The 13,535-nt window shown below is 41.3% G+C and carries 10 protein-coding genes; 6 read left to right on the forward strand and 4 right to left on the reverse strand.

From position 1 onward, the window contains the following. From gcvT to purD, 4 genes are read right to left on the reverse strand one after another with little or no spacing between them, the layout of a single operon-like run. Entirely contained in the window at positions 1-1,080 is a 1,080-nt protein-coding gene (gene gcvT / locus D3P12_RS02495) for a glycine cleavage system aminomethyltransferase GcvT (RefSeq protein WP_118193507.1), read from the reverse strand. A 44-nt stretch (positions 1,081-1,124) separates the two neighbouring features. Then, positions 1,125-1,724, reverse strand: coding sequence for a ribonuclease HII (locus D3P12_RS02500; protein WP_118193508.1), 600 nt, complete (start codon positions 1,722-1,724; stop codon positions 1,125-1,127). An 8-nt stretch (positions 1,725-1,732) separates the two neighbouring features. Beyond that, positions 1,733-4,525 carry a DNA polymerase I gene (polA, locus tag D3P12_RS02505; RefSeq protein WP_118193509.1) on the reverse strand — a complete coding sequence of 931 codons (2,793 nt, stop codon included), beginning with the start codon at positions 4,523-4,525 and terminating at the stop codon, positions 1,733-1,735. Between the two features lie 14 nt (positions 4,526-4,539). Beyond that, entirely contained in the window at positions 4,540-5,823 is a 1,284-nt protein-coding gene (gene purD, locus D3P12_RS02510; RefSeq protein WP_118193510.1) for a phosphoribosylamine--glycine ligase, read from the reverse strand. 169 nt (positions 5,824-5,992) lie between these two features. Here purD and D3P12_RS02515 point away from each other — a divergent pair, with 169 nt between their 5' ends. The 6 genes from D3P12_RS02515 to D3P12_RS02540 all read left to right on the forward strand — a co-directional run bounded on the left by D3P12_RS02515 (position 5,993) and on the right by D3P12_RS02540 (position 13,528). Next, positions 5,993-8,431 carry a carboxypeptidase-like regulatory domain-containing protein gene (locus D3P12_RS02515; RefSeq protein WP_118193511.1) on the forward strand — a complete coding sequence of 813 codons (2,439 nt, stop codon included), beginning with the start codon at positions 5,993-5,995 and terminating at the stop codon, positions 8,429-8,431. Positions 8,432-8,442: 11 nt separating this feature from the next. Next, positions 8,443-9,207 (forward strand): enoyl-CoA hydratase/isomerase family protein, encoded by a 765-nt coding sequence (locus tag D3P12_RS02520; RefSeq protein WP_118193512.1) that lies wholly within the window; start codon positions 8,443-8,445, stop codon positions 9,205-9,207. Beyond that, entirely contained in the window at positions 9,207-10,094 is an 888-nt protein-coding gene (locus D3P12_RS02525; RefSeq protein ID WP_118193513.1) for an SDR family oxidoreductase, read from the forward strand. Before D3P12_RS02520 ends, D3P12_RS02525 begins: the two co-directional genes overlap by 1 nt. Before the next feature lie 44 nt (positions 10,095-10,138). Next, positions 10,139-10,423, forward strand: coding sequence for an ATP-dependent Clp protease adaptor ClpS (locus D3P12_RS02530; RefSeq protein WP_118193514.1), 285 nt, complete (start codon positions 10,139-10,141; stop codon positions 10,421-10,423). Between the two features lie 128 nt (positions 10,424-10,551). Next, a complete protein-coding gene (locus tag D3P12_RS02535) occupies positions 10,552-13,014 on the forward strand; it encodes an outer membrane beta-barrel family protein (protein ID WP_118193515.1) in 2,463 nt (820 codons plus the stop codon). 64 nt (positions 13,015-13,078) lie between these two features. Then, positions 13,079-13,528 carry a cytochrome B gene (locus tag D3P12_RS02540; RefSeq protein ID WP_118193516.1) on the forward strand — a complete coding sequence of 150 codons (450 nt, stop codon included), beginning with the start codon at positions 13,079-13,081 and terminating at the stop codon, positions 13,526-13,528. The last annotated feature ends 7 nt before the right edge of the window (positions 13,529-13,535 follow it).

Genomic DNA, 13,535 nt, shown 5'->3' on the forward strand with positions numbered 1-13,535 from the left:
TTATTTAATAAAAGGTGGCTTCACCGTTACGGCCTTGAGCGCTTTGTTGCGGACACTGATAAAAATATTCGTACCCTCCTTAGAAAACTCTTTCTTTACATACCCTAATCCGATCGATTTATTTAGTGAGGGAGACTGAGTTCCGGAAGTGACTCTGCCAATCAGGTTTCCTTGTTCATCGTGTATTTCGTAACCGCGTCTTGCAATACCCCGATCAAGCACCTCGAAACCAACCAGTTTATTATCAACGCCTTGTTCCTTCTCTTTTTTGAGGTTTTCAGCATTGATGAAATCTTTGGTGAATTTAGTAACCCATCCCAACCCAGCCTCTAGCGGAGAGGTTGAATCGTCTATGTCATTACCGTATAGACAAAAGCCCATCTCTAAACGCAGGGTATCCCGTGCGCCTAAACCAGCCGGCTTAATATCGAACTCTTTGCCGGCTTCAAAAATGGCATTCCAAATATCTTCGGCATACGAGTTTTCAAAATAGATTTCAAATCCGCCCGCACCCGTATAACCTGTACATGAAATCAGCACATTATCCTTACCCGCAAATACCCCTTTTTCAAACGTGTAATAGTCCATTGATGACAAATCGATATCAGTAAGTTTTTGTAAAACACGAACTGCTTTTGGCCCCTGTACCGCTAAGAGTGATGTTTTGTCAGAGATGTTGATGATCTCCACGTCTTGCGTATTGTATTTATTAATCCACTCCCAATCCTTTTCGATATTCGATGCATTAACAACAAGCATATAGGTTTTGGCGTCGATCCGATACACCAGCAGATCATCCACGATACCCCCCTGTTCGTTGGGAAAATAGGTGTACTGTATCTTCCCGTCATATAGCTTTGATGCATCGTTCGAAGTTACTTTTTGAATCAGGTCAAGGGCACCATCCCCCTTCAAGATAAACTCACCCATATGGCTTACGTCAAACACACCGACCGATTTACGAACGGCTTCATGTTCGGCGTTAATCCCTGTGTATTGAACGGGCATGTTATAACCAGCAAAAGGCACCATTTTAGCACCGAGCGAAATGTGAACATCAGTTAATGCGGTATTCTTCATATTTCAATGTGACTATATTCAGCAAAAGTAATCAAAATTTTGTTCTAGTCGAACATTTCCAGCTGCACTCTGTTTGTTCGAAAACTTCGCCGATGATAGGGGCTAAGACCATGTTCGGAAACCGCTTTCCGATGAGCGAGTGTCGCATAACCTTTATTTCTCTCCCAACCATATTGAGGGTATTGAATTGCAAGTTCAGCCATATAATCATCGCGATACGTTTTTGCTAAAACAGAGGCCGCCGCGATTGATAGGTATTTACCATCTCCTTGTACAATACACTCGTATGGAACAGATTTATAAGGTCTAAACCGGTTTCCATCGATGATCAAGAATTCTGCAGAAACTTTAAGTAAATCTAAGGCCTTATGCATCGCCAGAAAAGACGCATTAAGGATGTTGATTTGATCAATCTCTTCTGGCTCGACACAAGCCACCGCATAAGAAATTGCCTCGCGCTGAATTACTTCGCGAAAAGCATAGCGTTGTATTTTCGTCAACTTTTTGGAGTCGTTCAACCCGATGTGTTTGAAGTCGGGTGGGAAAACGACAGCGGCTGCAAATACAGGCCCTGCCAAACATCCTCGCCCTGCTTCATCACAGCCCGCTTCAATATATCTATTTTGGAAAGCTGAAAGTAACATATGATTATTTAATGAGCCTCTAACCAGTTTGTCCCTATACCAACCTCAACAACAATCGGCACTTCTGTCTTGATAGCATTCTTCATCCGGTCTTCAACGAGCTCCTTAAAGATATCAACCTCTTCCTTGGGAACATCAAAAACCAATTCGTCATGAACCTGCATTGTCATTCGTCCTCTTAACTGCTTTTCTTCAATATCACGATAAATCTGAATCATCGCTATCTTTATCATATCCGCAGCAGAGCCCTGAATCGGTGCATTAATCCCATTTCGCTCTGCAAAACCACGTACCGTAGCATTTTGAGAATTGATGTCACGCAAATATCTGCGTCTTTTTAATAAAGTCTCCACATAACCATTCTCTTTAGCAAAAGCTATCGTTTCATTCATGTAGTTTTTAATCCCCGGATATTGTATAAAATATTGCTCGATAATATCCGCTGCTTCCCGACGTGGGATTCCTAAGTTTTGAGAAAGACCGAAAGCCGACTGTCCGTAGATAATACCAAAGTTGACCGCTTTAGCATTTCTTCGCATATCCGAAGTAACCGCATCAAGGTCTACTCCATAGACCTTGGCAGCAGTTGCTGTATGGATATCCAGTCCCTTAATAAATGCGTCCTTCATGTTTTCGTCGCCGCTAATCTCAGCCACCAAGCGTAATTCAATTTGAGAATAGTCTGCTGCTAAAATAACATGATTTTCATACCTCGGAACAAATGCGCGACGAACCTCTCTTCCTCTTTCTGTTTTAACTGGAATATTCTGCAGGTTCGGATTGGTTGAACTAAGCCTTCCTGTCGCAGCAACCGCTTGGTTGAATGATGTATGCACCCTGCCAGACCGCGTATTGATAAGTTGAGGGAGGGCATCGACATAAGTCGATTTCAGCTTTTGCAACTGCCTGAAATTCAAAATATCCTGCACGATGTCGCTTTTAGATGCTAAACGCATAAGCACATCCTCATTTGTCTGATATTGACCCGTCTTCGTTTTTTTTGCTTTCGGATCTAATGCCAGCTTAACAAACAACACCTCTCCGAGCTGCTTAGGCGATGCGATATTAAATTCTACACCTGCCTTGGAATATATTTTTTGTTCCAGTTCCAGTATCTCCTCTGTAATAGCTTTGGAAATCTCAGCAAGTACCTCAACATCTAGTTGCACCCCTTCTTTTTCCATTCCAGCCAGTACATATACTAAAGGAAATTCGACGTCTTTTGCCAAAGCTAGTGTATGCGAATCCAATAAAGGCTCCAGAGCCTCTTTCAATTGTAAGGTGATATCAGCATCTTCACAAGCATATTCACCGACAACATCCACCGCTACATCCTTCATATTACCTTGCTTTTTCCCTTTCGGGCCTATGAGGTTCGTAATAGGTATTGTCGAATAGCCTAAATAGTTTTCCGCTAAAATATCCATGTTATGCCTTGAGTCAGCGTCAATCAGATAATGCGCTAGCATCGTGTCAAATAATGGACCACGCACGTGAATACCATACCAAGATAAAACGAGTACATCATATTTTATATTCTGCCCAATCTTAGTAATCCTTGCATTTTCCAGAACCTCTTTAAATTTGTTTAATACAGGCATGCATTCGTCGCGTTCTATCGAAAGAGGAATATACCAAGCTTTTCCAGGTGCAATTGAGAATGAAAGTCCAATAATGTCACAGCAATTCGCATCGATCCCCGTTGTTTCCGTATCAAAGCAAATTGCATCTTCATTATTTAGCAAAAGAATGAGATCATCAATCTCCGCCGGATTGGTGAGCACCCGATAATCATGTTCTGTATTCGATATATTTTTGCCCGAAGCTACAACCAACGTATGACTGTTGATGTCTTCGGGTATATCTCCAGGTTGATTAAACATATCAAATTGCTGCCCTTGAACTGGTTTCGAATCGTTAACATTGAAATCTTCTCCGAAAACCCGTTTTCCCAATGTTCGGAACTCAAGTTCAGCGAACAGTGGTTCTAAGATTTCCGGATCAGGATCCTCCAGTTCCAACTTGCAATCATCCAAATCAACAGGCACATCCAGGAGTATAGTAGCTAATTTTTTAGAAAGCAATCCTTGTTCAGCAAAATTCTCAACATTTTCGCGTTGCTTACCCTTTAATTGATGACTATTAGCAATAATATTTTCAATACTGCCGTACTCTTTAATCAGCTTTTTTGCCGTCTTCTCACCAATTCCCGGAATTCCGGGAATATTGTCGACAGCATCTCCCCATAACCCTAAAATATCAATCACTTGGTCGACCCGTTCAATTTCCCATTTATCCAGTACCTCCGGGACACCATGAACCTCAGCACCATTACCCATTCGCGCTGGTTTGTATAAAAAGATATTCTCGGAAACCAGCTGAGCAAAATCTTTATCGGGCGTCATACAATATGTTGTAAACCCCTTACTTTCAGCTTTTTTAGCCAACGTGCCTATAATATCATCAGCTTCATAACCATCTAAGGTGATAACAGGGATATTAAAGCCGTCAAGTAATCGATGGATATAAGGAATTGCTGCAGATAAATCTTCCGGCATCGCCTCACGTTGCGCCTTATAATTTTCAAACTCTAAATGACGTAACGTAGGTGCCGCGGTATCAAACACCGCAGCAATATGAGTAGGCCGCTCTTTTTTCAGTACCTCTAACAAAGTGTTGGCAAAGCCCATGATCGCTGAAGTATTAAGGCCAGTAGCGGTAAATCGTGGATTTTTACTTAACGCAAAATGAGCGCGGTAAATCAGCGCCATCCCATCTAACAAAAAAAGCTTTTTAGACATTACGGATATTCATTTTAGATATATTTCGTCAAATCGAAACCTATATCAGTCCTAAAATAACGACCATTGAAAAAGATACGACCCGAATCTGCGGTTGCCTGTTGAAGTGCGTCAAAAAGCGTATCTTTCAACGCTGTAACTGCGATCACACGTCCACCGGCAGTCACGACTTCACTCCCTTTTGCAGCAGTACCAGCATGAAATAAAATTGATTCTTTAATATTTTCAAGTCCGCTTATAACCTTTCCTTTCTCATACTTACCCGGATAGCCTCCAGACACCAGCATCACAGTTGCGGCGGTTTTAGGCGACAAGACTAGCTCTTTATCACCAAGGTTTTGCTCTGCTACCCCAACCAACAAATCTACCAGATCACTTTCAATACGCGGAAATACACTTTCCGTCTCTGGGTCGCCCATTCTCACATTATATTCTATCAAATAGGGATTATCTTCCACATTCATTAAGCCTAGAAATATAAACCCTTTATAGGGAATTCCTTCATTTTTTAACCCTTCAATAGTAGGAATAATGATTCGCTCTTCAACTTTTTTTAAGAATTCATTACTGGCGAATGGAACCGGTGAAACAGACCCCATACCACCTGTATTCAAACCTTCGTCATTTTCCCCAATCCTCTTATAATCTTTTGCACTTGGTAAAATCTTATATGATATGCCATCGGTCAGAACAAAAACTGAAAGCTCAATACCCTCCAGAAACTGCTCTACCACAACCATACTGCTCGCCTTTCCGAATTTAGAATCCAATAGCATGGACTTTAGTTCGGCCTTGGCCTCTTCGTGACTTTGACAAATCAATACGCCTTTACCTGCTGCTAGGCCATCTGCTTTCAGGACAATAGGCAGGCTATGTCCTTCAAGATAGGACAATCCTTCATTAATAGAATCAGCCGTAAAAGTCTGTGACGAAGCAGTCGGGATGTTGTATTTATTCATGAATTTTTTCGAGAAATCCTTGCTGCCTTCCAACAGAGCACCCTCTTTTTGTGGGCCAATGATCGCAACCCCACTCAAATCACTTCTTTCCAGAAAATAATCGTGAATACCATTTACCAAAGGCTCCTCTGGGCCAACAACAATGATATCAATAGCGTTTGCTAATGCAAAATCCGCAATACCCTTAAAGTCATTAACTTCCAAGTCAATATTTGTCCCATATTTATCGGTACCGCCATTACCGGGCGCTATATACAATTGTTCTATCTGATTGCTTTGTGCTATTTTCCAAGCAAAAGCAGATTCCCTACCTCCGGAACCAAGGATCAAAATATTCATTTTTCTCTGTGTTGACTTTTAATATAATTCTTTCAGTTATCTACAAAGATATTTTTTTCTAAACAATAACTCCGACTAGATCATATTTTATTCATATCGGCAAGCAAAAGATCTTGAGCACATCTGCTATAAATCTGTATCTTTATACCAAGCCAATAAAAAAAACCTCATGAAAAATATCTATCTCCTATTTTTCTTCTTAGCCTTAGCCATCACTACCCAAGCTCAACAAAGCCAAACCTTGGAAAGCAGCTTAAATCGTCTGGCTGATTATCATGCTCAATTTCCGCGTGAAAAAGTATACTTACATATCGACAAACCCTATTACAGTATAGGGGATCAGATTTGGTTCAAAGCCTATGTTACCGTGGGTGCCTATAACTATCTGTCTTCCTTAAGTAAAATATTGTACGTTGAATTGATAAACGATGAGGACGATATTGTATTATCTCGTAGGTTACCCGTCGTAGCAGGTATCACATTTGGTGATTTTCTGCTGACTGATACAGTAGCTACCGGTAATTACCGCATCCGCGCCTATACCAATTGGATGAGAAATTTTAATGATCGTTATTTTTTTGACCGAGATATTAAAATAGGCAACGCACTCAACAACTCTCCGGAGGCTGAACAAGCCTCCTTTAGACAAAAGAAAACACGAAATAAACGAAGGCCAAATCAAGCCGATTCGCAAAATGAAATTCTGATATTTTCTGATACACATAACTTAATTGCGGGAACCTTAAACAAGCTCGTGTACCAAATTAAGGATACAAGTCATGCCTTACCAATTAAAGGTTCTCTCATCGACAGTGAGGCCAAAGTGGTTTTAACATTTGAACCTCCATCCAACGCCATCGGGAATTTCTCGTTTTTCCCGGAATCCGGACGATCATATAGGTTGCTAATCGAATTTAATGACGGCACTTCAAAAGAAACGGTATTGCCAGAAGTAAACTCACAAGGATATACACTTGAAACAAATGCTTGGGGACCGCGGCAACTATTTGTTCGGATATCTCAGTCCGATAGCACGAAAACTGATCCACTGATCCTGGTAGTTCAGAAAGAAGGCAAAGTTTTCTATGCAGTTAAGATTAAACCCGCTGGAGCCCAGACAAGCTTATCGATTCCGAAAAAAGACCTGCCAATGGGGCCGATAGAGCTGAGTCTTTTCACAGAGTCCATGGAGAGTATCGCTAGGAAGAATGTTTTTGTTCACAATAATACAAGGGAGCTACCACTCAGCATCACCTCTAACAAAGAGTCCTATGGAACTAGAGAGCGTGTGCATGTAAACCTAAAAAGTAACGTCAATGACTCCATAAGGGTTGGAAGTTTTTCTGTTTCTGTAATCGATGTCGATCAAATTCCACGTGATTCGAGTAACTTAAGTTCAATCGTCTCGTATCTTACACTTAATTCTGAAGCTTCCTCTTCAGTCCAATCGCCGGTTCATTACTTTTCTGGTGAAGATATTAAGAAGAAAGCAGAACTAGATGATCTTGTTCAAACTTTCGAAATGGAGAACATTTGGGAGATGCTTGATCAACAAGTCAGATTCAAACCCGAACAAGACCTTCATATTTCTGGTCAGGTCACCAAACGGAATGGACAACCCGTACCACGTGCACACGTAATGGTGATGTCACCAGGCACCCTCTTGGTTGACACCATAGCGGACGACAACGGACGGTTCAATTTCGATCAACTGCTTTTCTATGACAATACCAGCTTTGTTGTGCAGGCTAGAGATGAGAAAGGAAAAAGAAATGTCGAAATCCTCTTGGATGAAGTTCCGAGACAATCGGTCTCTTCTCGTAAAGACGCATCATCGGTTGATCTTCGTGTGGATACCTCGCTTAATCATTATATCGAAAATAGTAAAGAACGCTTCGATAACTTGTTGAAAAATGGCAAAATGGCAAATGGCATCCTACTTGAAGATGTAAATATCGAAGTAGAGAAAAAGAATCCGGCAGAAAACTCGAGTAACTTAAACGGTCCCGGCAATGCAGATCAGGTGCTCAGTGAAGAAGACCTTTCCACTTGTTCAAGTTTAATGGTATGCTTACAAGGGCGACTTACGGGTGTTATTTTTAAACAGGGAATTCCGTATTCAACTCGTTCCCCTAACCAGCCTATGCAAGTTATCTTAGACGGAATGTATATGGAGGGTGACATACTCTCGACAATTCCTCCAATGGATGTGGCCGCCATCGAAGTTTTACGAACCCCCGGAAATCTCGGGATCTATGGGTCAATGGGAGGCGGCGGAATTATTATCGTAACAACCAAAATTGGAGGCGGCAACTATTCGTCTAACTTATACACACCGGGAATAGTTACCTTTAGTCCGCAAGGTTTTTACGAAATTAGCGAATTCGCATCACCAGACTATAGCAAGGTAGAAGAAAACACAAACGAGCCAGATTTACGTTCTACTATTTATTGGAACCCTAACATCACAACTGATGAAAATGGAGAAGCTAGTTTTGGCTTTTATACGGCCGATCGAAAAGGAAGATACCTGATTATTGTTGAAGGAGTCGATCTTAACGGAAGGCTTGGACATGCAGAAGCTTCTATTGAGGTAACGGAAAATTAATTTTTTTAAAGATGAAAACGATACAACTTGCGGTTAATGAGCGGATGGCACTCATCGGACTTGACAGAGGAAGGTCCAATGCCATTAACTTTGAAATGCTCCAGGAGCTCAAATCCCTTCTGGAGAATATTGAACAGGACGACACAATCACTGGTATTATCATCCACGGAAAGGAGCGCTTTTTTAGCTCGGGTCTCGACCTGATTGAATTATATGATTATGATGAAAAGCAAATCCGAGAATTTTGGAATTTATTCCTTCAGGTCGCTGCGACCCTCGTTTCTTTTAAAAAACCGAGTGTTGCTGCCATCAGTGGCCACAGTCCGGCTGGCGGATGTGTCATTGCTCTATGCTGTGACTATCGAATAATGAATGAAGGCGATTTTATTATCGGTTTAAATGAGGTACCTGTAGGACTGATTGTCCCGACGAGTATCTTTTCCTTATATAAATTTTGGCTGGGTGAAAGGAAGGCATACCAATATCTTATGGAGGGTAAACTTCTCAATCCAGAAGAAGCCTTGCAACAAGGTCTGGTCGACCAGGTTGTTAAACCAGAAAAACTACGTTCAGAAGCGGAGAAGAGGCTGTTAACCTATATTCAATTCGATGCCAATGCATGGCAACAAACCAAGTTAAATATTCGCAGGCAACTGATAGCAGAATTCAATCAAGTCGACAACGCAATGCTAGACGGTTTAGTAAAGCAATGGTGGGACCCGTCGACACGGTCAATTTTAAAAACAATCATTACGAACCTAACAAACAAGAAATAATGGCAGATCAAAAGGCTATTTCGGGAGCACTGAAAGAAAATAGCATGAAAGGTAAAACCTTTCTTATCACAGGCGGCGGAACGGGTTTAGGACGTTCTATGGGGACATATTTTTTAGAATTGGGCGCCAATTTGATAATCACCAGCCGTAAAATTGACGTGCTAACGCGTACGGCTAATGAAATGCAGGATAAAACAGGCGGCAAGGTCTTGCCCGTTGCTTGCGATGTTCGTGATTACGACCAGGTCGAAAATCTGTTGAAAAGAAGTATTGAAGAGTTTGGAAAAGTAGATGGCCTAATCAATAATGCAGCGGGTAATTTTATTTCCCCAACGGAACGACTTTCTGCAAACGCTTTTTCTACCATTATTGATATCGTCTTGAAAGGAACCATCAATTGCACCCTGGCTTTTGGAAAACACTGGATCGCTAACAAACAAAAAGCTACTGTCTTAAATATTGTCACGACTTACGCTTCTACGGGTTCTGCATATGTCGTTCCCTCCGCGGCAGCCAAAGGTGGAGTTCTTTCACTTACCAAATCACTCGCAGCAGAATGGGGAAAATACGGCATACGACACAACGCAATCGCGCCTGGACTATTCCCGACAAAAGGTGCTTGGGATAGATTACTGCCTGGAAACTTGGCTGAAAAGTTCGAACCACAGAACAGGGTGCCGCTGAAAAGAACGGGCGACCATCAGGAGCTTGCGAACGTAGCCGCTTTCTTAATGTCAGACTATGCGGAATTCATCAACGGCGAAACGATTACTATTGACGGTGGAGAGTGGATACAGGGAGCAGGGCAATTTAATGATTTCCGACATATTCCAACAGAAATGTGGGATTCTCTGGAAGCAATGATTCGAAAAACAAAAGCCGATTGAAATTGCCTATTAAATTTTCTAATTTTGCAGAAACGCATTTTACCATGTCGGAAACCCAGGTTCAGGAAGAAACTTTTACATTAGACGAGATATTATCATCCATAAAAAGAAACCATCGCCTAATTCTATGGAATGATGACACCAATACCTTTGACCACGTCATCAATTGCCTTGTAAAATACCTGGACTACACCGAATCACAGGCAGAAAAAATCGCATGGACGGTACACACCAAGGGGAAATGTGCCGTTTTGGAAGGATCATGGACAGAGGTAGAGGTATATCGAAAAATCCTTAAACAAGAAGGCTTGACTGTCACAATCGAATAATTAAATACGCCTCTCCCTTTAAACACGTAATAATACAGTTACCAGTAACTCAGGCATATCTTTTGGGTTATATTTGCCTTCGCAAACAACTAACTTAAATAATTTTCATTTTATCATTTAAACTCTAGATGAAGCGCCCAGCCTTATTACTTCTATTCTTTTCCCTTGTCTCCATTTTTACTCTCCAACCAATATACGCACAAAAAAAATCGACTATTCAAGGTAAACTGATTGACCAATCAACTGAATTAGCCGTTGATTTTGCCAGTGTTGCAATCTTTAATGAAGCAAATACGCAGGTAGCAGGTATGCTTTCCAATGAAAATGGTGGATTTTCTTTCGACGGACTAGCCGGAGGAGAATATATTATTAGAATTTCCTTTGTAGGATACGAAAAATATGAAGCACCGGTTTCCCTAAACGCCAGCGAAAACAAAAACCTGGGAACCATTTTACTTAAGCCCGCTTCAGCTGAAGAACTGGATGAAGTGGTCATTGAAGCAGAGCTCCCTGATATGCGCCTGGGTATCGATCGGAAAGTTTTTAACGTTTCACAGAGTCTTGTTAGTGAAGGAGGCTCTGCAACAGATCTACTAGCTAATGTTCCGTCATTGTCCGTCGACATGGATGGAGCCGTAAGTCTACGAGGGTCAAACAATGTCCGCATTCTAATAGACGGAAAACCATCAGCCATGGCGGGAAGTGATATCACTCAGACCCTGCAATCGCTACCAGCAAACTCTATTCAAACAATCGAGGTAATCACAAACCCTTCCTCTAAATATGACGCAGAAGGCCAGTCAGGCATCATCAACATCGTTTTGAAAAAGAATGTACGTCAAGGACTTAATGGTATTATTACCGCGTCCGGCGGATCGTATGACAATTATGATGGAGGTATAAGCTTAAACTATCGTGATGAAAGGTTCAATTATTACGGAAACTACAATTTTCGTAAATCAAACCGCGTTGGCGATGGCTTCAACAAGAATACTAATTTACTGAACAATGGGATCACTGAAAATTCCAGTGAAAATTCCCGAAAAGGCAATGGTCACTCGGGAAAAATTGGAGTCGACTATAATATCAGTGAAAGAACTACAGTCGGTTTGTCAAGTAATTTTAGCATTCGTGACAACAATCGATCTGAGTACTTATTTTATCAATACTTCAATCAGCCGGACCTAACAGGTACCAGTGATAGGACAACAGAACAAAATGAAGATGACTTAGGCTATGATGTCAACTTAGATCTCAGACATGACTTTAACCGACCTGGTGAGAACCTGATGGTCAATCTCTCTTATGGAAAAAGCACTGAAGATGGTATACAACATTTCAATCAAGTCTTTTCAGAATCTAACCAACCCGATGATCAGCGCATTAACAACACATCTGAAGTAGGTATAAATACCAACATACAAATCGACTATGTTTTGCCCTTCGATGAAGAACATCGCTTGGAAGCAGGCTTCCGAACATCCATACGCAATGATGATGAAGAGCAGATTTCAGACAGATTCGATCTAGCTACTAACTCGTTTGTGCGTGATTACGATCTGACAAACCGTTTTGATCTAGAGGATATTGTTCACTCAATCTACAGTAATTACCAAAACAAAATAACAGACAAACTCGGATTTCAAGTAGGCCTCCGTCTGGAACAGGCTTACCTGAATACAGTTTATGAGTCGCTTGATCCCTCTACACCTGAAGATGAACGGGAAACAGAAGGTAAGCTTGATTACTTAAGATTGTACCCAAGTCTGTTTCTTACGCAAGAATTAAGTGAAGGGGAACAATTACAGGCAAGTTATACCCGGCGAGTACGTCGACCTCGCGGATGGCAGGTGAATCCATTTATTAATATTTCTGATCCGATGAATATACGAATGGGTAATCCCAATCTTTTGCCGGAAGACATTCATTCATTCGAGTTAAGCTATGCAAAGTTCTGGCCCAGCATAACGTTTACTTCTTCAGTTTATCATCGCCGTGTCAATGACGGTGTAGAAAGTATCCGGGCCAGCGTAAACGAGGAAACCTCTGCTACCGTATCGCAATGGTACAACATCAGTCGAAATGATGCAACCGGTTTCGAGTTAATCTCAAAGATTACATTTAGTCCAAAAATCGATGCAACTGCTAACTTCAATGCCTTCTATAACAAATATTTTGGCAGCGAAGAGCATAATCTGGAACCAACTGACGGATTTAATTGGGATGCAAACATCAGCAGCAATGTCAAAATTACAAATGACCTTACCGCACAAGTCCGGGCGCAATATAATGCTCCTAAAACAATGGCGCAAGGGACATCCATCGCTTCCTTCGTTATGGACGCCGGAGCCAAAATGGATATATTAAACAAGCGAGGCAGCATCATGCTCAATGTGCGGGATCTTTTCAACCAACGACGCTGGGGCGGCACAACGTCTACCGCACAATTTTCACAGGAATTTGAAAGGCGCTGGATGCGAAGAATGGTTACGCTGTCGCTAAGTTATCGTTTCGGAAGAAGTGATTTTAACACAAAACAACGCGATCGCAATCAAGAAGAAAGTTTTGGAAATGACGAGCCTCAGTTCTAAAATTTCTTTTCTACGACTTTGGGTAAAAAAATGTAGCTTTGGGGAAACAAGAAATTAAAACATCATGAACTTACATTTGGCATTAAAACATCTGCACTCAGGATGGCGTTATGTTGCTTTGTTATTAATTATACTCGCAATTATTAGTGCATTCTCTGGTTGGTTTGGAAAAAACAACTATACTGAAGGCAACCGAAAACTTAACCTGTTTACGTTAATAGCTTTCCATTTACAAGCATTAATTGGCATCATTCTCTATTTTGTAAGTCCAAAAGTCAGATTGGACGATATGGCCATGGCGATGAAAGACAGTATTAGCAGATATTGGACCGTCGAGCACCTGTTTATGATGCTTATTGCCGTTATACTCATTACCATTGGACACTCCAAATCGAAAAAGATTGCTGCTTCATTTCAAAAGCATAAAACCATTGCGATCTTCTATACACTCGCACTAATCATTGTAATTGTTGGGGTTAGTATGAGCGGAATACCAATATGGGCAATGTCTTAGAAAAATA

Origin of the sequence: Pedobacter indicus, from assembly GCF_003449035.1 — a bacterium.
Taxonomy (GTDB): Bacteria; Bacteroidota; Bacteroidia; order Sphingobacteriales; family Sphingobacteriaceae; genus Albibacterium; species Albibacterium indicum.